The 21,092-nt window shown below is 65.0% G+C and carries 22 protein-coding genes; 12 read left to right on the forward strand and 10 right to left on the reverse strand.

Features of this window, described 5'->3' with window-relative positions; all coding sequences use genetic code 11:
* Positions 1-24: 24 nt before the first annotated feature.
* The 4 genes from XH93_RS17565 to XH93_RS17580 form a co-directional block, all read right to left on the reverse strand.
* Complete coding sequence (locus tag XH93_RS17565; protein ID WP_194474487.1) at positions 25-1,212, reverse strand: beta-ketoacyl-ACP synthase; 1,188 nt, start codon at positions 1,210-1,212, stop codon at positions 25-27.
* Positions 1,205-1,681, reverse strand: a complete 477-nt coding sequence (locus tag XH93_RS17570; protein ID WP_139482729.1) for a 3-hydroxyacyl-ACP dehydratase FabZ family protein — start codon at positions 1,679-1,681, stop codon at positions 1,205-1,207. The genes XH93_RS17565 and XH93_RS17570 overlap by 8 nt, the downstream gene beginning before the upstream one ends.
* A 9-nt stretch (positions 1,682-1,690) precedes the next feature.
* On the reverse strand, positions 1,691-1,990 hold the full coding sequence (locus XH93_RS17575) for an acyl carrier protein (RefSeq protein ID WP_139482730.1): 300 nt from the start codon (positions 1,988-1,990) through the stop codon (positions 1,691-1,693).
* 181 nt (positions 1,991-2,171) lie between these two features.
* The gene (locus XH93_RS17580) at positions 2,172-2,513 is read right to left on the reverse strand and encodes a hypothetical protein (protein ID WP_139862090.1); all 342 of its coding nucleotides are present in this window, start codon (positions 2,511-2,513) and stop codon (positions 2,172-2,174) included.
* Positions 2,514-2,881: 368 nt separating this feature from the next.
* Between XH93_RS17580 and XH93_RS17585 the strand changes: the two genes are divergently transcribed.
* Entirely contained in the window at positions 2,882-3,508 is a 627-nt protein-coding gene (locus tag XH93_RS17585) for a ParB-like protein (protein WP_139482731.1), read from the forward strand.
* On the opposite strand, the gene XH93_RS17590 is transcribed toward XH93_RS17585, so the two are convergent.
* From XH93_RS17590 to XH93_RS17600, 3 genes are all read right to left on the reverse strand, one after another.
* Complete coding sequence (locus XH93_RS17590; RefSeq protein WP_194474488.1) at positions 3,469-3,981, reverse strand: MgtC/SapB family protein; 513 nt, start codon at positions 3,979-3,981, stop codon at positions 3,469-3,471. The genes XH93_RS17585 and XH93_RS17590 overlap by 40 nt on opposite strands.
* Positions 3,982-3,994: 13 nt before the next feature.
* A complete protein-coding gene (locus XH93_RS17595; RefSeq protein ID WP_194474489.1) occupies positions 3,995-4,573 on the reverse strand; it encodes a peroxidase-related enzyme in 579 nt (192 codons plus the stop codon).
* 92 nt (positions 4,574-4,665) lie between these two features.
* Positions 4,666-6,420: an ATP-binding protein gene (locus XH93_RS17600; protein ID WP_194474490.1), complete on the reverse strand. Its 1,755-nt coding sequence runs from the start codon at positions 6,418-6,420 to the stop codon at positions 4,666-4,668.
* Positions 6,421-6,817: 397 nt separating this feature from the next.
* Here XH93_RS17600 and XH93_RS17605 point away from each other — a divergent pair, with 397 nt between their 5' ends.
* From XH93_RS17605 to XH93_RS17650, 10 genes are all read left to right on the forward strand, one after another.
* A complete protein-coding gene (locus XH93_RS17605; protein WP_371815080.1) occupies positions 6,818-8,710 on the forward strand; it encodes a putative bifunctional diguanylate cyclase/phosphodiesterase in 1,893 nt (630 codons plus the stop codon).
* Positions 8,711-8,848: 138 nt separating this feature from the next.
* Entirely contained in the window at positions 8,849-9,802 is a 954-nt protein-coding gene (locus XH93_RS17610; RefSeq protein WP_194474491.1) for a catechol 2,3-dioxygenase, read from the forward strand.
* A gap of 159 nt (positions 9,803-9,961) precedes the next feature.
* Positions 9,962-10,435 carry a DUF1801 domain-containing protein gene (locus tag XH93_RS17615; protein WP_194474492.1) on the forward strand — a complete coding sequence of 158 codons (474 nt, stop codon included), beginning with the start codon at positions 9,962-9,964 and terminating at the stop codon, positions 10,433-10,435.
* Between the two features lie 155 nt (positions 10,436-10,590).
* Positions 10,591-11,868: a sulfite dehydrogenase gene (gene soxC, locus XH93_RS17620; RefSeq protein ID WP_194474493.1), complete on the forward strand. Its 1,278-nt coding sequence runs from the start codon at positions 10,591-10,593 to the stop codon at positions 11,866-11,868.
* Positions 11,855-12,397 carry a c-type cytochrome gene (locus XH93_RS17625; RefSeq protein WP_194474494.1) on the forward strand — a complete coding sequence of 181 codons (543 nt, stop codon included), beginning with the start codon at positions 11,855-11,857 and terminating at the stop codon, positions 12,395-12,397. Before soxC ends, XH93_RS17625 begins: the two co-directional genes overlap by 14 nt.
* Before the next feature lie 167 nt (positions 12,398-12,564).
* Positions 12,565-12,867, forward strand: coding sequence for a BA14K family protein (locus tag XH93_RS17630; protein ID WP_139482739.1), 303 nt, complete (start codon positions 12,565-12,567; stop codon positions 12,865-12,867).
* Between the two features lie 151 nt (positions 12,868-13,018).
* Positions 13,019-14,506: an amino acid permease gene (locus XH93_RS17635; protein ID WP_194474495.1), complete on the forward strand. Its 1,488-nt coding sequence runs from the start codon at positions 13,019-13,021 to the stop codon at positions 14,504-14,506.
* A gap of 795 nt (positions 14,507-15,301) precedes the next feature.
* The gene (locus tag XH93_RS17640; RefSeq protein ID WP_194474496.1) at positions 15,302-15,580 is read left to right on the forward strand and encodes a DUF3551 domain-containing protein; all 279 of its coding nucleotides are present in this window, start codon (positions 15,302-15,304) and stop codon (positions 15,578-15,580) included.
* Between the two features lie 356 nt (positions 15,581-15,936).
* Positions 15,937-16,665 carry a Crp/Fnr family transcriptional regulator gene (locus XH93_RS17645; RefSeq protein WP_194474497.1) on the forward strand — a complete coding sequence of 243 codons (729 nt, stop codon included), beginning with the start codon at positions 15,937-15,939 and terminating at the stop codon, positions 16,663-16,665.
* A gap of 9 nt (positions 16,666-16,674) precedes the next feature.
* Positions 16,675-16,905, forward strand: coding sequence for a hypothetical protein (locus XH93_RS17650; protein WP_194474498.1), 231 nt, complete (start codon positions 16,675-16,677; stop codon positions 16,903-16,905).
* Positions 16,906-16,929: 24 nt separating this feature from the next.
* Here the strand turns inward: XH93_RS17650 and XH93_RS17655 are convergent, their stop codons facing one another.
* The 3 genes from XH93_RS17655 to XH93_RS17665 all read right to left on the reverse strand — a co-directional run bounded on the left by XH93_RS17655 (position 16,930) and on the right by XH93_RS17665 (position 19,989).
* Positions 16,930-17,205: a hypothetical protein gene (locus XH93_RS17655; RefSeq protein WP_194474499.1), complete on the reverse strand. Its 276-nt coding sequence runs from the start codon at positions 17,203-17,205 to the stop codon at positions 16,930-16,932.
* A gap of 173 nt (positions 17,206-17,378) precedes the next feature.
* Positions 17,379-18,581 carry an NAD(P)/FAD-dependent oxidoreductase gene (locus tag XH93_RS17660; RefSeq protein WP_194474500.1) on the reverse strand — a complete coding sequence of 401 codons (1,203 nt, stop codon included), beginning with the start codon at positions 18,579-18,581 and terminating at the stop codon, positions 17,379-17,381.
* 31 nt (positions 18,582-18,612) lie between these two features.
* Entirely contained in the window at positions 18,613-19,989 is a 1,377-nt protein-coding gene (locus XH93_RS17665; protein ID WP_194474501.1) for an FAD-binding oxidoreductase, read from the reverse strand.
* 107 nt (positions 19,990-20,096) lie between these two features.
* Between XH93_RS17665 and XH93_RS17670 the strand changes: the two genes are divergently transcribed.
* The gene (locus XH93_RS17670) at positions 20,097-21,008 is read left to right on the forward strand and encodes a LysR substrate-binding domain-containing protein (RefSeq protein ID WP_194474502.1); all 912 of its coding nucleotides are present in this window, start codon (positions 20,097-20,099) and stop codon (positions 21,006-21,008) included.
* The last annotated feature ends 84 nt before the right edge of the window (positions 21,009-21,092 follow it).

Raw genomic sequence — 21,092 nt, forward strand, 5'->3', positions numbered from 1 at the left:
CTTCGCGCTTTTCCGGAGCATGCTCTAACTGACGGCCTCGACCAGCGCCATGCCTTCGCCCTGCCAGTGGCCGACCCCCAAGACGACAATCTGGGTTGGCGGCTCGGTCTTTTCAACCTCCAGCCCGGTCGGATCGTTGGCCGGATAGAGCGCGCCGCGCGAGATCGACAGCGCCGCCAGCGCGAGCCCGAGCGGGAATTGCGCTTCCATGGTGTGGCCGAAGGTCGTACCGGTGGCGCGAACGGCGAGGCCAGGGTGCTCGCTCAGGAAGGCGCGCTCCTCGGCGGTCGCAGGCTCGGCGCCGCTCGCGCCGGTGATCAGAACGCCGTTGTCGCCGCTGACGCCGAGCTGTGGCCACATCGCCTGCAGCGACTTGGTCACCGCGCCGGGCTGCTTGCGCTGCGCGAGGTCGGCGACCACCTTGCTCAGCTTGGCGTATGGCTTGGCGCCGCGGGCCTCGGCATGTTCGCGCGACTCCATCACCAGGAAGGCGCCGGCGGAGCCGATCGCAAAGCCCGGATTGTTGCGGCGCGCCCAGATCGCGCTGTGCTGATCCTTGAGCGCGAAGTTGCCGAAGGCGTAGAGCATCAGCAGGTCGCCGCGATCGCCATTATGGGCGGCGCCGACCAACGCAATGTCGCTCTGGCCGGCCCCGATGCGTGCAACCGCGATGCGCGCGGCGTCGATGCTCGAGGCCTCCTCGCCCATGAAGGTGCGCGACGTTCCGCAGACACCGTGGACGATGGCGATATTGCCGGCGAGCAGGTTGGAGAGCTGGGCCAGGAACAGCGTCGGGCGCAGCTCGTTCATCAGCTTTTCGTTGAGCAGGGCAGGCGGCAGCTTGCCTTGGGCATCGGCGTTCATGATCGCTACGTCGACGTTCAGGTCACGCTCGCCGCCGCCGGCTGCGATGATCATGTCCATCCGCGCCAGGATTTCCTGGTTGCCCTTGACGCCGGCGGAGTCGAGCGCAAGGCCGGCCGCATAGGTGCCGATGCGCTGCCACATCTCCATCTGGCGCTGGTCGCCCTTCTTGGGGATCTGGGCGTCGAAGCTGACCGGCGCGATCGGATGGATGACATAAGGCGCGAGCCGCGTCTCGTCGGCATTGACGCGCCTGGCGCCGAGCGCCTCCCAATGCGCATCCAGCCCCTCGCCGAGCGAGGAGAGCAAACCGATGCCGGTGATCCAGACTTCTTTCGGCTCAGCCATTGCTCATTGCCTGCTGCGGGAAGCCGATCTTGTTGGCCATCGCATCCATGTGCACGCGCAAGTCCGGGCTGGGGAAGGGGATGTGGCGGAAGGTCAGCTCGGCATTGCACTTGAGCTCTTTGCCGACGCGGACCTTCGCCGAGGTCACGGCGAAGCCTGAGCCTTCGTGCTCGATCTTGGCCTCGATCGTCAGCAGCGAGCCCGGCGGAACGAAGCCGCGCATCTTGGCTTCCCGCACCATGGCAAGGAACGGCATGCGCTCGAACTTGGTGAGGCCGAGGATCAGCCAGCCCGAGCTCTGCGCCATTGCCTCGGTGAGCAGCACCCCGGGCATGATCGGATAGCCCGGAAAGTGCCCGGCGAAGACCGAATGGCACTCAGGCGGAACGTCCGCTTCGACCACAATCGTCCTTGCGTCGAGGTCGAGGTCGACGATTCGGTCGATCAGCTGAAAAGTTTCAAGCTGCATGATGGGCGATTACGAGCCCGTGCTCGCGCCCGCGTTCTTGGCGGCGACCAGTTCATCGATGCGATCGGCGAGGTTTTTCAGCACGAAGTATTGCTCCGTCGTGGCCTTGCCGTCGTTGACCTCCTGGGTCCACTTTTCCAGCGGCATCTTGATCCCAAAAGCCTTGTCAATGGCGAAGGCTATGTCGAGGAAGTCGAGGCTGTCGATTCCCAAATCGTCGATAGCGTGGCTCTCCGGCTTGATCGTATCGCGCGGGATGTCGCAGGTCTCCGCGATAATGTTGGCGATCTGCTCGAATGTGGAAGACATCATTAAGCCTTTGATATATTTTGGATAATCCGGGGTAGGCTCGGCGGAGGCGGGCGCTTTGCCCCGGAAATGTCCTGTTGCTGCTGCCGGAGTCGTGTGCCCGTATATCGGAGCGGGGCCGCGAGTTCAATGGAGCTTGGCCGGCCGGGCGGGGACGGTTTTGGGTGGGGTTCCGGCCAAATCAGCTGCGCGGCATCACGGTAATCTTCGCGCAATCCCGGCGGCCCATCAGCACGCAGTCCTGGGTCTTGCGCAGGTCGGCGATGCTCATGGCGAGCCAGATGCCGATCGCGGTGAGCGCCACCGTGAATGCGAACGCCGCGATGTTGGCCAGCATGCGCTGGCGGAAATCATCCGGCTCCTCGCGCGGCTTCTCGTAGCGGGACAGGTCGTTGGCGACGGATGCGGGGCGGGCCTGCCGGGCCGGCTCCCCGCGCTTGCCGGGTGGCTGCGCCGACGTGCGCGGCCGGAATTTGAGCACCACGTGCTCGTCATCCGTGGAAATTGGCCGCTGCGTTTTCACTGCTGTCAGTCCGGTCGCGTCGCCATTATTCTTAGCATGTTCGCAGCGCTCCACAGCAAAAATCTTGCTGCGCGCACAGGTGGTATTCATCTTTGATCGTCTCGCCGGAACTGGCGGCAGTCGAACTCAGGGCGGCCGGCGTCGCGGGTAACGGTCACCGAAAACGGATGTCGAAATCGTCGCGCGAGTTTTTCGCGGCTGCACAGTTTGCGTCGCAATGTCGAGCCTCGCATTGGCGCCCGCGTTCACAGAACAGCGATGAGCACGCGAGCGCGAGGCGGCGGTCTCAACCGAGCCTTTCACCCGCAGATGACATCATGTCATAATGGAACTCACGCCAAAGCGCCGGTGAAACGGGAGTACAGATCATGGCCCACACGCGCGAGCCCTACGTCAAACCGGTGCCGATCCTGTCGCTGCGGCCGACCCAGATGACGGTCGGCATGCACGAGGTGAAGGAGAAGCAGAAGCGTTGGCGCGAGCACAAGTCGGACAAGAAGCGCGCCGAACTGCTCGGCAAGCACATGATCCCGGTGGTCCATGGCCCGGACGACCGCTACTACGTGGTCGATCACCATCACATGGCGCGGGCGCTGCACGAGGAGGGCGTCAAGGACATCCTGGTCACCGTGATCGGCGACCTCACGATGGTCGAGCGCGACGTGTTCTGGGGCGTGATGGACAACAAGCGCTGGGTCTACCCTTACGATGCCAAGGGCGAGCGCCGGCATTTCCGCGACATTCCGAAATCGATCAAGGATCTCAAGGACGATCCGTTCCGCAGCCTTGCCGGCGAGATGCGCCGGGCCGGCGGCTTCGCCAAGGACACGACGCCGTTCAGCGAATTCCTCTGGGCGGATTTTTTGCGCCGGCACATCCCGCGCAAGATGGTGGTGAATAATTTCGCCAGGGCGCTGGAGAAGGGGCTCGCCGTGGGGCGCGGCAAGGAGGCCGTCTATCTGCCCGGCTGGTGCGGGCCGGCGTCGGACGACTGATCGGGCGCAGCCTGCGCATCGTGCGGCTCGTCCTTACCGCCGAGGGTGCGGTGCAGCCATCGCTCCGCGGGTTTGCCAACGGTCAGGAGCAGGAACGCCAGCACGAGCGCCGTGACCACGATCGGCCAGTGTCCGGCGCCGCAGACGATGCCGACGCAGGCCGCGAACAGGGTGCATGCGGCGCTGGTCAGGCCGTGGATCTGGAAGTGGTCGCCGTGCCGGACGATGACGCCGGCGCCGAGAAATCCGATGCCGGTCAGGATGCCCTGGACCACGCGGCTCGCGGCGTCGGTGAAACTCCCGGGCGCTGCCGCCTGGACGGCGAGCAGCACCATGGTGGCCGTCGAGAGGCTGACGAGGCCGAGCGTCTTCAGCCCGATCGGCTTGCCGCGCAAATCGCGGTCGAGCCCGATCGCGCCACCGGCCAGGGTGGCGGCGCCGAGGCGCAGGATGATCTCGCTCCAGTCAATCAACGCAGCCTCGCTTCTACTTTGGCTGTCGGCCCAGCATGTAGAACTCGTCGTTCGGGCGCATGCCGGTGACGTTGGCCAGCCGGTTGGAGAGCGCGAAGAACGCCGCAACCGCGGCGATGTCCCAGACATCGTCATCGCTGAAGCCGTGGGCCGCGAGCGCGGCGAAATCCGCCTCCGCTACCTCCTCGGCCGCGCGGCTCACCTTCATCGCGAAGTCGAGCATGGCGCGCTGCCGCGGCGTGATGTCGGCCTTGCGGTAGTTGACCGCGATCTGGTCGGCGATCAGCGGATTTTTGGCGCGGATGCGCAGGATCGCGCCATGGGCGATCACGCAATACTGGCACTGGTTGGCGGCGCTGGTCGCCACCACGATCATCTCGCGCTCGGCCTTGGAGAGGCCGCTTTCCTTTTCCATCAGCGCGTCGTGATAGGCGAAGAAGGCGCGAAACTCGTCCGGGCGATAGGCCAGCGTCAGGAAGACGTTCGGCACGAAGCCCGATTTCTCCTGCACCGCCAGAATGCGGGCGCGGATGTCCTCGGGCAATTTGTCGAGAGCGGGCGTGGCGAAGCGCGTTGCAATCGGTTGCGTCATGAGATGGTTCCGGCATGCCGCGGGACGCGGCGTCATCCGGAACCATAGTCCATGATGGATCGGGCGCAAGGCGCGTGCGCGCCTTGCCGCAATTAGCGCAGCGGCTTCTTCAAGAGCGAGAAACGATCCGGATCGAGCCCCAGCGAGGGCTGCAGCATCGGAGCATCCGCGGGTGACATCGAGCGCGACGGCGGCGCGGCCGGAGCGTTCATGCCGGGGTCGTTGGCCGTGGTATCGCGATGCGAGGTGGCGCCGCGCCAGCGCTCCAGCACCGCGCTGACGAAATGCATGTCGTGGCCGGCGGTGACCGACGGCACCGTGGCGATGGTGGCCTCGCCGCGCGGCAATTGATGCGGCGGCACCTCCTTGAAGCGCAGCCGCGTCGGCAGCGCCACGCCTTCGCCGAACGCCAGCACCTCGCGGGTGCCGAGCGAGGGCACGAACGACAGCAGGTTGGCGGCGGCGTCCGAGACCGCCGAGCGCAGCAGCGCCTGGTCGCGGTCGTTGGCAAGCCGCATCGTGAACAGCGTGTTGCACTGGGAGATGATGGTGGCGTCGAGCTCGGCCGGGCGTTGGGTGATCAGGCCGAGATAGACGCCGTATTTGCGGCCTTCCTTGGCGATGCGCGACACCGCCTTGCGGGTCGGGCCGAAGCCGATGTTGCGGTCGGCGGAGGCGTAGCGGTGCGCCTCCTCGCAGACGAACAGCATCGGCGAGACGCCGTCGCTCCATAGCCCGAAGTCGAACGCCATGCGGCACAGCACCGACACCACGGAATCGACGACTTCGGCGGGGAAGCCGGCGAGCTGCATGATGGTCATCGGCCGGCCGTTGGCGGGCAGGCGGAACAGATGGCTGATCACTTCGGCCATGGTGTCGCCGCCGACATTGGCGTTGTCGAACATGAAGGCGTAGCGCGGATCGTTGCGCACCGCGTCGATGCGCGAGATCAGCTTGTGATAGATGATGCGCGAGGAGCGGTTCTCCAGCTTGCCCATCCGCTCGTCGATCAGCGACAACAGGTCGACGAGGCGGTAAGGCACCGGCGTATCGACGGTGTAGCCGATCTGCTTCGGATCGACGCGCTTCAGCCCGAGCCCGACGCGGTCGGAGTTCTGGTACTGGGTGTAGATGCCCTTGGCGATCGGAATCACCTCGGCGAGGATGTCGAGCTCGTCCGGCACGCCGGGCCGGCCGCCGAACAGCACGTCGACGATCTCTTCGAAGTTGAACAGCCAGAACGGCAGCTTCAGGTTTCGCGGGTTGAGCACCTGCGCGCGCTCGCCGAAGCAGCGGCCGTATTCGTTGTGGACGTCGAGCAGGAAGATGCGCAGGTTCGGCCGCGACTTCAGGATCTCGTTGAGCAGCAGCGAGACGCCGGTGGATTTGCCGACGCCGGTCGAGCCGAGCACCGCGAAATGCTTGGAGAGCATTTCCTCGACGTCGACATAGGCGATCACCGAGCGATCCTGCTGCAGCGTGCCGACATTGATCTGGTCCGAGCCGCTCGGCGCATAGACGGTGCGCAGCTCCTGGTTCGTGATCAGCTCGGTGGCATCGCCGATGGTCGGATAATGGGTCACGCCGCGCTGGAATTTCGGGCGGTCGCCGCCGAGGATCTCGCCGAGCAGGTCGACCGAAGCGGTCGCGATGTAGTTGTCCGTCGCCGGCAGATCCTCGCACGAGACTTCGGTGATCATCGCGACAATGATCGAGCTGGCACAGCGGATGCTGACGAACCGGCCGACGGTTGCTCGCACTTCCGAAAGCGGCATCTGGCCGGCGGCCAGAAGTCCGACACGGGCCTGTGAGCCGCGCACAGAGATCACACGTCCGAAGGATGTCACGGTTTTTGCCTGGCTTGTTCTGATCGATGAATGTCCGGACCAATATGCCAGGGCGGGGCTGGAAAAACCGTTAAATCCCCCGGGGTCCGGATCGGCTAAATCTACACTTTCCCGGTGACGAAATGTTCTGGTCGAGCGGGCGCGGCGCGTCCCGTTCGCGCGCTTCCGCGATGAAATCGTCGCTTTCCGACACGGACCGCGATTATTTCCCGGTGTTTCTGTTAACGCCGGATTCACCATGTCCGAGGAGAGCTCGGCGGCCCGTAGGTTTGCGGACGTCCCGGCACGATTTGCCGCGCCCGCTCTCATGGTATCTCGTAACCGATTGCTAACCGCAACTTGTAACGCCCTCTCCATTTGTGCCGCGTAACGATGCCGCGCCTGGGGAGACAGCAGCGTGAGCGTCGAGCACCGCAATCCGTGGTCTGGGAATGCCGACTCCGGTTCGACCAAGGGGCTCGCGTTCTGCGCCGGTCTGTTGGTGGGCAGCCTGCTCGGCAGCGCGACGGCGGAATGGAGCGTGCGCGAAGGCCTGCTGATGGCGGCCGTGGTGATCCTGGCCGTCATCGTCCTGCTCGTGTTGAAGCGGCATCAAATCTCGGACGAGCGGCTCGCCGCCGAACGCCGCAACCTCTCGACCGCCGTCAACAACATTCCGCAGGGGCTCGTGCTCTACGACGCCTCTGCGCGCATCATCATCTGCAATCGGCCCTACATCGACATGTTCGGCCTTTCGCCCGACATCGCCAAGCCCGGCTGCACGATGCACCGGCTGATCGCCCACCGGCAGGAGACCGGCTCGTTCGACGGCGATGTCGACGCGTTCTGCGATGCCATCATCCGCAACGTCAGGCTCGGCAAGGGAACGCGGCAGCTGACGGAAGCGCCCGGTGGGCGCGCGATCGAAATCGTCAACAAGCCGCTGGCCGAGGGCGGATGGGTGGCGACCATCGAGGACATCACGGAGCGTACCCGCGCCGACGAGAAGATCGCGCACATGGCGCATTACGATGCGCTGACCGACCTGCCCAACCGCGTGCTGTTCCGCGAGCGGCTGGAGCAGGCGCTGAGGGCGCTGCGCTCCGATGAGCAGCTCGCCGTCATGTATATCGACATCGACGAGTTCAAGAGCGTCAACGATGCGCTCGGCCATCAGATCGGCGACGAGCTGCTCAAGGCGATCGCCGATCGCCTGCGGCTGTGCCTCGGCCAGACCGGCGTCGCAGCGCGGCTCGGCGGCGACGAGTTCGCGGTGATCCAGACCGCGATCCGCAGTCATACCGAAACCATGCAGTTGCTGGCCGCGATCTACCAGGCGATCCGTGAGCCGATCGATTGCTGCGGGCACCTGATCACGACCGACGCAAGTATCGGCATTGCGTTGGCGCCGGGCGACGGGCTCGACCTCGGCCAGCTGCTGCGCAACGCCGATCTCGCGCTCTACGGCGCGAAGAGCGACGGCCGCCGCACCTACCGGTTCTTCGAGGCCGGCATGGACGCGCGCGCCAAGGCGCGGCGCGGCCTCGAACTGGAGCTGCGCCAGGCCATCGCCGACGGCGGCTTCGAGCTGCATTATCAGCCGTTGCTTCATCTCGAGGGTGGCACCGTCAGCTGCTGCGAGGCGCTGCTGCGCTGGCGTCATCCCGAACGCGGCATGATCTCGCCCGCCGATTTCATCCCGATCGCCGAGGACACCGGCCTGATCAACGATCTCGGCCACTGGGTGCTCAACACCGCCTGCCGCGAAGCGGTGAACTGGCCGGATCATGTTCATGTCGCGGTCAACGTCTCCCCGATCCAGTTCAAGAGCCAGACGCTGGCGCTCAACGTCGCCGCCGCGCTCGCCGCGTCCGGGCTTGCGGCCGCGCGGCTCGAGCTCGAGATCACCGAGGCCGTGCTGATCCGCGACGACGAGGCCGCGCTCGATATCCTGCATCAGCTGCGCGAGCTCGGCGTGCGCATCGCGCTGGACGATTTCGGCACCGGCTATTCCTCGCTGAGCTACCTGCAACGCTTCCCGTTCGACAAGATCAAGATCGATCGCGCCTTCATCAAGGATCTCGGCGCCACCGGCGCGTCGTCCACCATCGTCCAGGCCGTGGTGAACATCGCGGCCGCCAGCGACATGACCACCACCGCCGAGGGCGTTGAGACCGAGCAGCAGCGCACCATGCTCCGCCTGCTTGGCTGCACCGAGATGCAGGGCTATCTGTTCAGCCGGCCGGTGTCGGGCGCCGAGATCCGCCGCCTGCTGTCGGCACACCGCGAGACGGCTGCGTCGGTTGCCTGAAACGCCGTTGTGCGCTCCGCCGGCCAACAATTTATTGACGAGACCTAATCCTTTGTACAGTAGTACAAATCGATCTGCCGCCGCTTGCGCGCATGGATGATGCGAGGTCGAGCCGGCGTCCGCGAAGGAGACCGTCTCATGCAGCCCGAACCGATCTTCGATCTCGCTCATCTCGGGCATATGGAGCTGTTGACGCCGAAGCCGGACGAGAGCCTGGCGTTCTTCGTCGACGTCATGGGCATGACCGTCAGCGGCCGCAAGGGGGAGTCGGTCTATCTGCGCGGCTGGGACGACTATGAGCGCTATTCGCTCAAGCTGACGGCGTCGAACACCTCGGGCATGGAGCACATGGCGCTGCGCGCCCGCAGCCCGCAGGCGCTGGAGCGCCGCGTCGCGGCACTGAAGGGTTCGGGCTTCGAGATCGGCTGGGTCGACGGCGACATGGGGCAGGGGCCGGCCTTCCGCTGCCGCGATCCCGACGGCCATGTCATCGAGCTCTATTACGAGACCGAGTGGTACCAGGCACCCGCCGAGCTGAAGCCGGCGCTGAAGAATCAGGCGCAGCGCTTTCCGGCGCGCGGCGTCAATGTCCGCAGGCTCGACCACCTCAACTGCCTCGCGGTCGACATCAAGGCCAACCGCCTGTTCTTCGAAAATTATCTCGGATGCCGCACCACCGAGCAGATCGTGCTCAACGACGGCACCGAGGCCGCGATGTGGATGACGATGTCGAACAAAGGCTACGACTTCGCCTACACCCGCGACCATTACGGCAAGGCCGGCCGCTTCCATCACGTCACCTACGCGCTCGACAGCCGCGAGGAGATTTTGCGCGCCGCCGACATCTTCCTCGAGCACGGCGTGCATATCGAGACCGGTCCGCACAAGCACGCGATCCAGCAGACCTTCTTCCTCTATGTCTACGAGCCCGGCGGCAACCGCGTCGAAGTCGCCAATGCCGGTGCCCGCCTGATCCTCGCGCCGGACTGGAAGCCGATCGTGTGGACCGAGGAGGAGCGCAAGCGGGGACAGGCCTGGGGCCTGAAGACGATCGAGTCGTTCCACACCCACGGCACCCCGCCGGTGACGTGATAAGCGTCCGCGCCGATCGGGCACCGTGGTCCGCAGCGTCGCGCGCGTCGATCCGCCGCCGCGCACCGGCGCGATCGATGACGACAACATCATCGCACGCCCGTTATGATTTGGGTTTAGGGGCGACGCTGCACAGCGCGAACCGAGTGGAACAGGCACATGGCCGGCAAGACTCCCAGGACATCGGCGAAGCGCGGAACGAAGGCCGCCGCGACCAAGCGTGGCGCTGCAAAGCCGCGGCTGCTTGCGGGCGGCAATCCGCAGATCGCGAAGGGTTACGGCGACGCCCCCGTGCAGGCCTATATCGCGGCGATGCCGGGCTGGAAGCGCGACGTCGGGCGCAGCCTCGATGCGCTGATCGTGCGCGCCGTTCCCGGCGTGCACAAGGCGGTGAAGTGGAACTCGCCGCTCTACGGTGTTGAAGGCCAAGGCTGGTTCCTCGGCATCCATGTCTTCACCAGATACGTCAAGGTGGTGTTCTTCCGCGGTGCGTCGCTGCGTCCGGTCCCGCCGGGCGCGTCGAAGCAACAGCATACGCGCTATCTCGATATTCATGAGCACGACCAATTCGACGAAGCCCAGTTCGCCGACTGGGTGAAGCAAGCCAGCCTGTTGCCCGGCGAACGCATGTGAGTGTCCGCGGGTACGCGGGTGACGGCTCGGTCTTGTGCTCGCTCACGGCATTGCCGGTCGTCGCGGGCAGTTGATCGGACGCTGCATACCTGATCATTGCTCGGCCTCGGTCGTTTGGTGCTAGGCTCGACCTGCAACGTCAGGGGAAAGCGTCGATGAGCGAACGGACGAGGGGCAAGCGCGTGCGAGAGGCGTCTCGCAGGCATTTTCTTCAGACCAGTGCGGCGTTGGCAAGCGGTTCTGCGTTGGCAGGTCTCGCTGGCACAAATGCACTCGCTGAGCCCAACAATAATCTTCCACCCAACGTGCCGGAATGGATGAAGGCGCCCGGCGATCCGATGGGCAGCCAGCCCTACGGCGCGCCGTCGGTGCATGAGCGGGGCGTGGTCAAGAACATCTCCAAGACTCTGCAGCAGTACATCTCGGCGTCGGGCCGCACGCCGCTGCAGGAGCTCGACGGCATCATCACGCCGAACGGCCTGTTCTACGAGCGCCACCATGGCGGCGTGCCGACCATTGATCCGGCCGAGCACCGGCTGATGTTGCACGGCATGGTCGACCGTCCGCTGCTGTTCACGATGGAGGACATCCGCCGCTTCCCGTCGCAATCGCGGATTCACTTCATCGAGTGCTCGGGCAATCCGGTCTACACCAAGCCCTACGGCAAAACGGCCTCCGATCTCGTCGGCCTCGTCAGTTGTGCCGAATGGACCGGCGTGCCGCTGAAAACCGTGCTCGACGAGGCCGGCCTGCAGGCCGGCGCCAAATGGATCGTCGCCGAGGGCGCCGACGCGGCGGCGCTGACGCGCTCGATCCCGATCGAAAAATGTCTCGACGACGCCATGCTGGTCTACAGCCAGAACGGCGAGCGGCTGCGGCCGCAGCAAGGTTATCCGCTGCGCCTGCTGCTGCCCGGCTTCGAGGGCAACATGAACGTGAAATGGCTGCGCCGGCTGAAGGTGGTGGCCGAGCCGGCCTATTCGCGCGAGGAGACCTCGAAATACACCGACCCGCTGCCGGACGGCACGGCCCGCGAATTCTCGTTCTACATGGAGGCGAAGTCGATCATCACGCGGCCCTCGGGCGGCCAGCGGCTGACTTCCAAGGGCATTTGCGAGATCACCGGGCTGGCCTGGAGCGGCCACGGCACGATCAAGCGCGTCGAGGTCTCGGTCGATGGCGGCAACAGCTGGCGCGACGCCGAGCTGCAGGAGCCGGTCCTGACGCGGGCGCTGACCCGCTTCCGCTATCCCTGGCATTGGGACGGCACGCCGGCGGTGATCCAGAGCCGCGCCATCGACGAGACCGGCTACGTGCAGCCGACATTGGCCGAGCTGGTGGCGGTGCGCGGGCTCAACTCGTTCTATCATAACAACGCGATCTGGCCGTGGCGGATCGATGCCAATGGCGAGGTGAGCAATGCGCAGGGGTAACTTCGGTGTCGCGCTGCTCGCCGCCGCGTTGGCGATGCCCGCCGCTACGCAGGCCGCGGAGCGCTACGGGATCGGGCGCGCGGCGACGCCGGCGGAGATCGCCGGCTGGGACATCGACATCGGCCGCGACGGCGCCAATCTGCCGCCGGGCAGCGGCAGCGTTGCACGCGGCCGCGTCGTGTTCGGCGAGCAATGCGCATCGTGTCATGGCGATCGCGGGCAGGGCGGCATCGGCGACCGTCTGGTCGGCGGACAGGGCACGCTCGCGAGCCCGAAGCCGATCCGCACCATCGGCAGCTACTGGCCCTACGCCTCGACGCTGTTCGACTATGTCAGGCGCGCGATGCCGCAGAACGCGCCGCAGTCGCTGAGCAACGAGGATGTCTACGCGGTATCGGCCTATCTGCTCAGCCTCAACGGCATCGTGCCTGATAATGCCGTGCTCGATGCGAGGTCGCTCGGCGCGATCAAAATGCCGAACCGCGACGGCTTCGTCGCCGACCCGCGGCCCGACGTGCATAACCATTGAAGCGACGCCGGACGGGTGCGCCGTCCTGCCGGGCGGCCTGCCGCCTCGCAGCATTGTGACCGGCTCCGCCGCTGCGTTCGCGTGGTGTCCTCCCCACATCAGCGGGGGACGCAGGGGCGACGCCGCTGTCCCCGGGCAATTTTCAATTGATCGTTCGGAGATATCATATGGCCGGCTTCAAGGCTGTTGCAGCAGCTGCGCTGCTCGTGGGAATGACGTTTGCTCCTGCCATGGCCCAGCTTTCGGAGCCGGCGCTGTTTGACGCGCAGAATCCGGGACGCAGCGCGATCGACGGCGGCAGGCTGACGCCGTGGGGCGAGGCCCGCCAGGCCGGGCAGCGCGGCATTCCAGCCGACGCCTATAACGCCGTGCCGCCGGCGGCTCCGTCCGCCTGCGCCCGCTACCGTTCGTTCGATCCGGCGTCGGGCACCTTCCTCGGCCGCGACGGCCGCCGCCACGCCTGTCAGTAACGCTATTGCCGGTGGATAAGGGCGTTCGCGCAGCGGCTTTTGCCGGGCGCCTGAACGCTCGGGCGCCTCGCGCGTTATAGTTGCTCGCCGCATCCAGCCCGCCGGGCCTGCGGCGGAGGGCAGCTCCGTGACCGACGCCTCGACAGGGTCCTTGGCCAGTTTCTGGGAGCGCAAGTCGACCGCCGACCTGCTGCGGGAGGCGGCGCGCGCCGAAGGCGATGCGGCGACGCCGCTGTTCAGGCGCTCGCTCTCGGCGCTGCAACTGGTGACGCTCGGCATCGGCGGCATCATCGGAGCCGGCATTTTTGTGCTGACCGGGCACGCCGCCGCGGCCAATGCCGGTCCTGCGGTCACGCTCTCCTTCATGCTCGGCGCCGTCGCCTGCGCATTGGCCGGGCTGTGCTACGCCGAGATGTCGTCGACGGTGCCGATCTGCGGCAGCGCCTACACCTATGCCTATGCGACGCTGGGCGAATTGATCGCCTGGATCATCGGCTGGGACCTGATCCTCGAATACGCGGTCGGCGCGATCGCGGTCTCGGTCGGCTGGTCCGGCTATTTCGTCAGTTTCATGCGCGATTTCGGCCTCAATTTGCCGTCGCAATTCACCTCGGCGCCGCTGGCCTACGACGCCAACACCGGCGCGTGGTCGTCGACCGGCGCGGTCATCAACATCCCGGCGATGGCCGTCATCGTCTGCATCACCACGCTGCTGGTGATCGGTATCCGCGAGTCGGCGCGCTTCACCAGCTTCGTCGTCGCGGTCAAGCTCGCCGTGATCGCGCTGTTTCTTGCCGCCGCCGCATCCTCGGTAACGCTGGCGAACTGGGTGACGCCGAGCAATCCCGACGGCCTGCTGATCCCGCCCAATGCCGGCACCGGCGTCTATGGCTGGTCCGGCGTGATTCGCGGCGCCGCCGTGGTGTTCTTCGCCTATATCGGCTTCGACGCGATCTCGACCGCCGCGCAGGAGGCAAAGCGGCCCGAGCGCGACATGCCGATCGGCATTCTCGGTTCGCTGGTGATCTGCGCCGCGCTCTATGTCGCGGTCGGATTCGTGCTGACCGGAATCGTGCCCTATGACCGGCTCAGCGTGCCCGATCCGATCGCGGTCGGCATCGACGCCATCGGCATCGGCTGGCTCGGCCCCTTCATCAAGCTCGGCATCCTGTTCGGGCTGACCTCGGTGATCCTGATCATGCTGCTGGCGCAGCCGCGGATCTTCCGCGCCATGGCGCATGACGGATTGCTGCCGGCCGTTGCCGCCAGAATCCATCCGCGTTTCCAGACGCCCTATGTCTCGACGATTTTCTCCGGCGCCGTCGCCGCTGTGCTCGCCGGGCTGCTGCCGATCGGGCTGGTCGGCGAGCTCGTCTCGATCGGCACGCTGTTCGCGTTCGCGGTGGTCTCGATCGGGACATTGGTGCTGCGGCTGCGCGATCCCGATCTGCCGCGCCCGTTCCGCGCGCCGGCGATCTGGCTGGTGGCGCCGGCCGCGGCCGCGACCTCGCTGTTCCTGATGCTCGGCCTGCCGCTCGACACCTGGATCAGGCTTGCGGTGTGGCTGGCGGTCGGCCTCGTGATCTATGCGGTGTACGGAAGGCGCCACAGCCGGCTGCGGGCGAGGGGCGGGGTGTAGGTCGCGAGTCGTACCGTTAGTCCCGTCATCCCCGCGCAAAGGCTTGGCCTTTGTCGCTGGAGGTGCGAGCCTCTTCGGCGAGCCTCGAAGGATCGACGGCCACCAGCGGGGCCGATTCATCCTTCGAGGCTCGCCCAGCAGCGCAATTGCGCTGCAAGGCTCGCGCCTCAGGATGACGGTGATGGGTTTGAGCGTGCATTCTCATTCTCGCGACACGATCTGCCCGAGCTTTGCCATTCGTTCCGCCCTCTGAAAACAGAGGGCGCAGGGAATGCCGGGTGCGCGCTGCACCCGCGGTCTCGCGTGCAAGGGTAGAGAAGAGAAGCGCACACGAGCATACAGGTTCAGCGGGAGACACTCCGGCATTCCCTGCGCAATGGTTTTACGGCTTATACGTGCTCACCCCGGCGAGACTGGGCTTTGTTGTCACCGTCACTCGCGAAGACGCTTTTTTGCGTCCTGTGAGGAGACACCTGCCACGAGGGCGTCAGGCCTGCACGACTTCACCGTCCGCTTCGGCACGTTCGTCTCGCGCGCCGCAGCGGCCACCGCATCTCACCGCAACACTTGTGACGACTCGCGAAGCGCCCCTCGATCGGATGAGATGGGCGGATCATAGGATAATTTTCCGTTCGTGTAAACAGAATTATTTTGGACGCGAGGTCTTGACAGGTTTTTCGGGCTGAGTTGCCCGTCGGGTTATAGTGTCGCAGATGTGAACCCGGGGACGGCTGGAGGGGACAGAGCGTTTGTTGGTAAGCTCAACGGCGAGAACCGAATCTTGAGGATCCGAACATGAACCGCCCGTTACTTGTCCTGCTGACCGCGGCTGCCATCTCGGTCACGGCCGTCTCAGCCGCGTCCGCAGGACCGCGGCACCGTCACCACGACCGCAACTGGTCGGCATACGTCCCGAACGACCGCTATTGCCTGCAGGGCCGCATCTGGGGCTATCCCGGTAACTGCCAGTTCGCGACCTACGAGCAATGTGTAGTGACGGCGTCGGGCACCGACGCCTATTGCGGCATCAACCCGCAATACTACGCCGTCGCGCGACAGGGCTATTACCGCTGAACCTGCGCCGGGCGCAGCGACCGCGACCCAGAACATCACAGCGCAGTGACCACTAGACTGTCGTCGATGCGAGGGCGATCTGGAAGAACTCCACGCCGCTCTCGCTCCTGACCGAAATGAAATTCTCGCCGTTCCTATCCCCGCAAGGCGCGGCAAGCCGTGCTCCGTCCGGCGAAGACCTGCATTTACAATGCGATACGCGGCTGAGGAACACCGTCCGCACTCGCGGACTTGCCTCATATCGCCCGACGACAGCCAGTGGGCACTGGTGGACAGATAGCGTCGATCGTCCGCCCTTGTGAAGCTGGGACCGCTCGTTTGGCCTGTCCTGGCCGGAATTTTCAGGGAACGGGACGATGGCCAACCATCTGGCGGATGCCTTGGTGAGAAAGATAACGGTCTCGAACAGGCTCGATCAGGAAGACATCGGCATGCTCGAAAAGCTGCCGATCGAACGACGCATGGTCGGGCCGCGCGAAATTGTCGTCAGGGACGGGGAAAGGCCGACACAGTGCTGCCTCGTCGCCGAAGGCTTCATGTTCCGGGCCAAGACCACGTTCGATGGACAGCGACAGATCCTGTCGCTGCACGTTCCCGGCGAGATTCCCGATCTGCAAAGCCTTCACCTCGGCATCATGGATCACGATCTGGTCACGCTGACCGCGTGCACGCTTGGCTTCGTCCCACATGACGCGCTGAAGCGCGTGAATAAGGTGCACCCCAACGTGGCGGCGGCGCTCTGGCGGGAGACGCTGATCGACGCGGCCATTTTCAGGGAGTGGATCGTCAATGTCGGCCGGCGGACCGGGCTGGCGCGTATGGCGCACCTGCTGTCGGAACTGCGGCGGCGGCTCGAGGTCATCGGCCGTGCGCCGAATGGCTCGTTCCGGCTTCCGATCACGCAGGCGGAGTTGGGAGACTGCCTGGCGATGTCGACGGTGCACGTCAACCGGGTGCTGCAGGAGCTTCGCCGCGAAGGATTGCTCGAGGTCGAGCGCTCCGCGTTCCAGCTGCTCGACCAGCCGAGGCTGGAGGAACTCGGGCAGTTCGACCCGCATTATCTCCATCTGGGTCCGGCGGCCTAGGGACTGACTGTGCCAAAATTCTTCTTTGACCTCCATGAGAGCGGACGCGTCCTCCGGGACGAGGACGGCATCGAGCTGGCCGACGAGCGGTCGGCCGAGCTGCAGGCCCGGCGCACTGCATGCGACGTCACCAAGGACAGTTTTGAGCAGGGCGACACCACGGTGAGGGTTCTCGTGCGCGACGAGCAGGGCGCGGTGCTGGCGGTCGAGGTCAGCGCAAAGGTCCGCAGCGGGAGCTAGGGCGTGGACCGCGCACGACGGCGATCAGCCTTGACGTCTGGCGCGATACCAAAGCAGACCGAGCAAAGAAATCGCCACAGCGACAAGATAACCGCTCAAAAATTGATGTGCGAGAAAAGAGCCATATCCGGCCATCGGACTATCATCATGGATTGGCCCGATGACGCGGCGATAGGTCCAGCCGCCGGCTAGCGCGAACCCCAGAAGAACAAGGCAACCGGCTGCCCACCGCACCGAGCCAAAGATCACCAGAAGCGTTACCGCGCAGACGATCAGAACTGCGAACAAAAGGAAAAACACTTCGTAATCGCTCCCGTTTTTCGATCGTCAAACAGGCTTTCAGCTATGGTACAGAAGTGGAAATCTGCCCTTCAGTAAGCGGCGGACGTCACGTCTGGGCTCCCACCACCGCGACCCGGGTCAGATCACCGATCTCAAGTGCTGAGCCCGCATGGCATGACCTCGTACCGGACTCAGTCTTCGCCGAAGAAGCGACGGCGCGCGGCTTCGTCGTTCGGCGCATCGGGACCCAACCCCAGGAAATCCGGCCAACGCCGGGGGTCGCGTCGAAGCAGGTCGCGCACGCGCGTACGACGTGCTTCCGCCACGGGCCCTGATGCATAGCTCAAGTTGCGATTCCATGAAAGGATCCGATGCAACGCGCCGAAGTAGCGGTCATGCTCGTCCGCATAAGCTTCCGCCGCAGCGCACCAGTCGGGATTTGCGGCGATGTTATCTCGCAGAGTCCGAACATCGCGCAGAGTTAGGGAAAGGCCGCAGCCATAGCATGGGTCGCTGGCCGCCGCCGCGTCGCCAATCAGCACTATGCCGTCGCAGTAGGGGTGCTCGACCCACTGGTCAGCAACGTTGAAGGAGGCCAGCGGGCCGACTGTCCTGGCGTGCTTCAGCCAAATCGGCGGCGCGCCCGTCGCGAGACACGCATCCAGAAATGTCTGGGCATGTCGTTCGCCGCTCAACGGAGCCCCGTCGGTAGCGCGCGAAACGAAGTAAGATCGGAAGCTTCTTCCGCCGATCGGAAAGATTAGCACCTTGCGACCCGACACCGGTTCTTCGAGCGAATGAACGGAGCTCTCGTCCAGATCGAGATCTGCGTGCAGCACCCCGGAGATGCGGAGCAGGTCAGGATCCTTCTGAACCCGAAATCCTCCCCAAACTCGCATACGCGAGTTGCGTCCGTCAGCCCCGACAGCAAGGTGGACTTGAAGCGACTGCTCCCTCCCTCCGATCTGCACCGTCAACTCTGGCCTTTGGCCCGGAGCGACGCGCACGACCAGGGACGGGCGCCAGACGACCGCGCCGGCCTCCGATGCCGCGCGCAGCAAACGCTCCTGCATGGCCGGATGATAGAACGTCACGCATCCCCGTTTTCCCGGCGTCGTCGCGGGCAAGTCGCGCCGCACGGGTGTCGAAGCCGGGTTATGCCGCGTCCAATAAGGGACCTCCTGTCCACAGCCGTCGGTCAGTAGCTCGAGAATGGAAAGGGCTTGCGCCTCGGCAGCGCCCCACGGGTGCATGCCCTCACCACGCACCCGATCGCGGAACATTGAGTCTCGTTCCAGAATCAGCACCCGGATGCCGCGTTTTGCCAGAGCTAGCCCGAGCGCTGCCCCGGAAAGACTGCCACCGACGATCGCCACCTCGAAATCGGTGTTCATCCTATGCTCGCGAATCCGGTCACGATCTCGATCAGACTAACGGCCTGATATTTTGATTCATGCGGAAGAAGTTTTTGGGGTCATACTTGCTCTTCAGCTCGCGAAGGCGCCGGTAGTTCGCTCCGTAGGCGGCGGGAACGGGATCTCCGCCTTCATCGTCCCCGAGATAGTTGACATATCTGCCGGCCGCAGCGAACGGCGCCATCCGCGCATAGGTATCGCGGGCCCAGGCGATGCAACGATCGGTCATCGCGGCATCCAGCCATTGAGTCAGGATCAGGAAGTTGTAGCCCTCCTGCCGATGCGGAAATGCCGTTTCCTCGATTCCGACGCGAACCGCCGCCCCGTGGACATGCTCCACGACGAACTGGCCCATCGGGGTCGGGCAGCGCGCAAAGCATTCGATCATTGTCCGGATGGCGTCGTCGGAGAGATCTCGCAGGAACGTCGATTTCCAGTAGTTGAATGCACCTTTGGGATAGCCCGCATCCAGCATGCTGTTGAGATCGCAGTACGGCATCGGGCCGATCCCGTCCAATGCGGGCGTGCCCAATTGCCTGAGCGGACGCATCGCCAGTTCGCCGGCTGCGAGCGGGCCACAATGACACGTCACCATCGCCGCCAATTTCACGCCCGAGCCATCGGGAGCATGGGCCAGCGTGGCGAACAGAATTTGCTCGTCTGAAAGCGACGACGTGCGTTCGCGGAACAGCGACAACACATCACGGCTGCGATCGAACGGGTATGCGATCAGACCGCCTGTAATGGTGGGCCCCACCGCGTGAAGCTGGTATTCGAGCGTGGTGGCGATGCCGAAATTGCCGCCGCCGCCGCGCGCAGCCCAGAACAGGTCCGGCTCATCCGTCTTGCTGGCGCGTATCAACTCGCCCTGGGCATTGACCAGTTCGAGCGACACAAGATTGTCGAGCACAAGGCCGTATTTTCCCATCAGCCAGCCGAGACCGCCGCCAAGCGTCAGTCCGGCGATTCCGGTGCTCGAAACGACGCCGCCCGTGACCGCCAGGCCATGCTTCTGCGTCTCGCGATCGAGCTCCGCCCAGGTGACACCGCCCTGTGCGCGCACCGTTCTGCGTTCCGGGTCGACCTCGATGCGCTTCATTGCTGAAAGGTCGATCATCACGCCGCCGTCGATCGTTGCCCGGCCAGCGACGTTGTGACCGCCGCCACGGACCGCGACCTCGAGTCCCAGTCGCTGCGCGAGCCTGACCGCATCGGCGACATCCGATGCATCCCGGCATTGTGCGATGAGCGCGGGCTTCTTGTTGATCAGCCCGTTGTGAACCCGTCTTGCCTCGTCGTAACCCGCATCGCCCGGCTGCATGAGCGTGCCGCCAAATTTGTTGCCAAGCTCAGCCGCCTCAGCGGCAATCGATCGGAGTGCGGTCATGGTGGGCTACCCTCGTTGTGCCTCGCCATCACTCACACCTTGCCGGCGCGGAAGGCAAACTCAAAGAATTGAGCTTGAAGATGAATACAATTCATCTAGGCTGAGGCATGAACAAGCTGCCGCCGCTGATCGAACTGCGCGCGTTTGAGGCCGCCGCGCGGCACCTCAGCTTCAAGAAGGCTGCGGCCGAACTCGGCGTCACCCCGACGGCGATCAGCCATCAGATCAGGTTGTTGGAGCAGTATTGCGGAAAGGCATTGTTCCGGCGCATGCCACGACCGATGTCGTTGACGGAGGCGGGCGCCCGGCTGTTTCCCGTGGTGCGCGACGGCCTTGAAGCCTTTGCCACCGCGCTCGGCGCGATCAGGCGCAAGGACGATCGGCAGGCCCTTCGCATCACGACGACGAACGCTTTTGCCGCGCGATGGCTGGTGCCCCGCCTGCCGCATTGGAGAAAGCAGCATCCTCAGGCACCGCTCGATATCACCGGCACCGACAGCGTTCTCGACTTGCCGGCGGGCGATGCCGATGTGGCGATCCGCTATGCGACCTCGCGCCAGGTGCCGCGAGAGGGCATCGTCGAAGAGTTCTTGAGCGACACCTATTGGCCGGTGTGCAGCCCTGCGCTACTTCCTGCCGGAGGCAGCCTGAAGAGTGCGGCCGATCTTCGAAACCATGTCCTCGTTCATTCCTATTGGTTTCCATCTGACATCGATCCGCCGAGCTGGCAGCGGTGGCTCGCCGTCGCGCGGCGCAAATGGCGCAATCTGCCCGAGTTCACGGACATGCAACATCTGAGTTTCCGTGAGGAGCTTCACGCCATCGAAGCGGTCGTCGCAGGCCAAGGCGTCGGGATTTTCAGCGATGTGCTCGTGGCTCCCGAACTGGCGTCCGGCGCGCTGGTAAAGGCGTTTGACCTCAGTCTACCCGGATATCGGTTCTACGTCGTCCGCAGGCCAGGCCATCCCCGCGAGCGGATCATTCGCGCATTCTCCGCCTGGCTGCTTTCGGTTCGATAAACGCGGATTGACGGCGCGCGCCAGCGGCGCAGAGGCAGGCGAGACCCCGAGCGGTAGGCGGGCGTCGCACGCGCTGAACGTCGG

This window comes from Bradyrhizobium sp. CCBAU 51753, from assembly GCF_015291565.1.
GTDB lineage: Bacteria > Pseudomonadota > Alphaproteobacteria > Rhizobiales > Xanthobacteraceae > Bradyrhizobium > Bradyrhizobium ivorense.

What these genes read in the sequence shown, in the direction of transcription:
- XH93_RS17565 (WP_194474487.1), bottom strand. Translation starts at nt 1,212, where the DNA reads ATGGCTGAGCCGAAAGAAGTCTGGATCACCGGCATCGGTTTGCTCTCC.
- XH93_RS17665 (WP_194474501.1), bottom strand. Translation starts at nt 19,989, where the DNA reads ATGACCGCACTCCGATCGATTGCCGCTGAGGCGGCTGAGCTTGGCAAC.
- XH93_RS17645 (WP_194474497.1), top strand. Translation starts at nt 15,937, where the DNA reads ATGGCCAACCATCTGGCGGATGCCTTGGTGAGAAAGATAACGGTCTCG.
- soxC (WP_194474493.1), top strand. Translation starts at nt 10,591, where the DNA reads ATGAGCGAACGGACGAGGGGCAAGCGCGTGCGAGAGGCGTCTCGCAGG.
- XH93_RS17640 (WP_194474496.1), top strand. Translation starts at nt 15,302, where the DNA reads ATGAACCGCCCGTTACTTGTCCTGCTGACCGCGGCTGCCATCTCGGTC.
- XH93_RS17585 (WP_139482731.1), top strand. Translation starts at nt 2,882, where the DNA reads ATGGCCCACACGCGCGAGCCCTACGTCAAACCGGTGCCGATCCTGTCG.
- XH93_RS17625 (WP_194474494.1), top strand. Translation starts at nt 11,855, where the DNA reads ATGCGCAGGGGTAACTTCGGTGTCGCGCTGCTCGCCGCCGCGTTGGCG.
- XH93_RS17670 (WP_194474502.1), top strand. Translation starts at nt 20,097, where the DNA reads ATGAACAAGCTGCCGCCGCTGATCGAACTGCGCGCGTTTGAGGCCGCC.
- XH93_RS17575 (WP_139482730.1), bottom strand. Translation starts at nt 1,990, where the DNA reads ATGTCTTCCACATTCGAGCAGATCGCCAACATTATCGCGGAGACCTGC.
- XH93_RS17630 (WP_139482739.1), top strand. Translation starts at nt 12,565, where the DNA reads ATGGCCGGCTTCAAGGCTGTTGCAGCAGCTGCGCTGCTCGTGGGAATG.
- XH93_RS17660 (WP_194474500.1), bottom strand. Translation starts at nt 18,581, where the DNA reads ATGAACACCGATTTCGAGGTGGCGATCGTCGGTGGCAGTCTTTCCGGG.
- XH93_RS17595 (WP_194474489.1), bottom strand. Translation starts at nt 4,573, where the DNA reads ATGACGCAACCGATTGCAACGCGCTTCGCCACGCCCGCTCTCGACAAA.
- XH93_RS17610 (WP_194474491.1), top strand. Translation starts at nt 8,849, where the DNA reads ATGCAGCCCGAACCGATCTTCGATCTCGCTCATCTCGGGCATATGGAG.
- XH93_RS17570 (WP_139482729.1), bottom strand. Translation starts at nt 1,681, where the DNA reads ATGCAGCTTGAAACTTTTCAGCTGATCGACCGAATCGTCGACCTCGAC.
- XH93_RS17615 (WP_194474492.1), top strand. Translation starts at nt 9,962, where the DNA reads ATGGCCGGCAAGACTCCCAGGACATCGGCGAAGCGCGGAACGAAGGCC.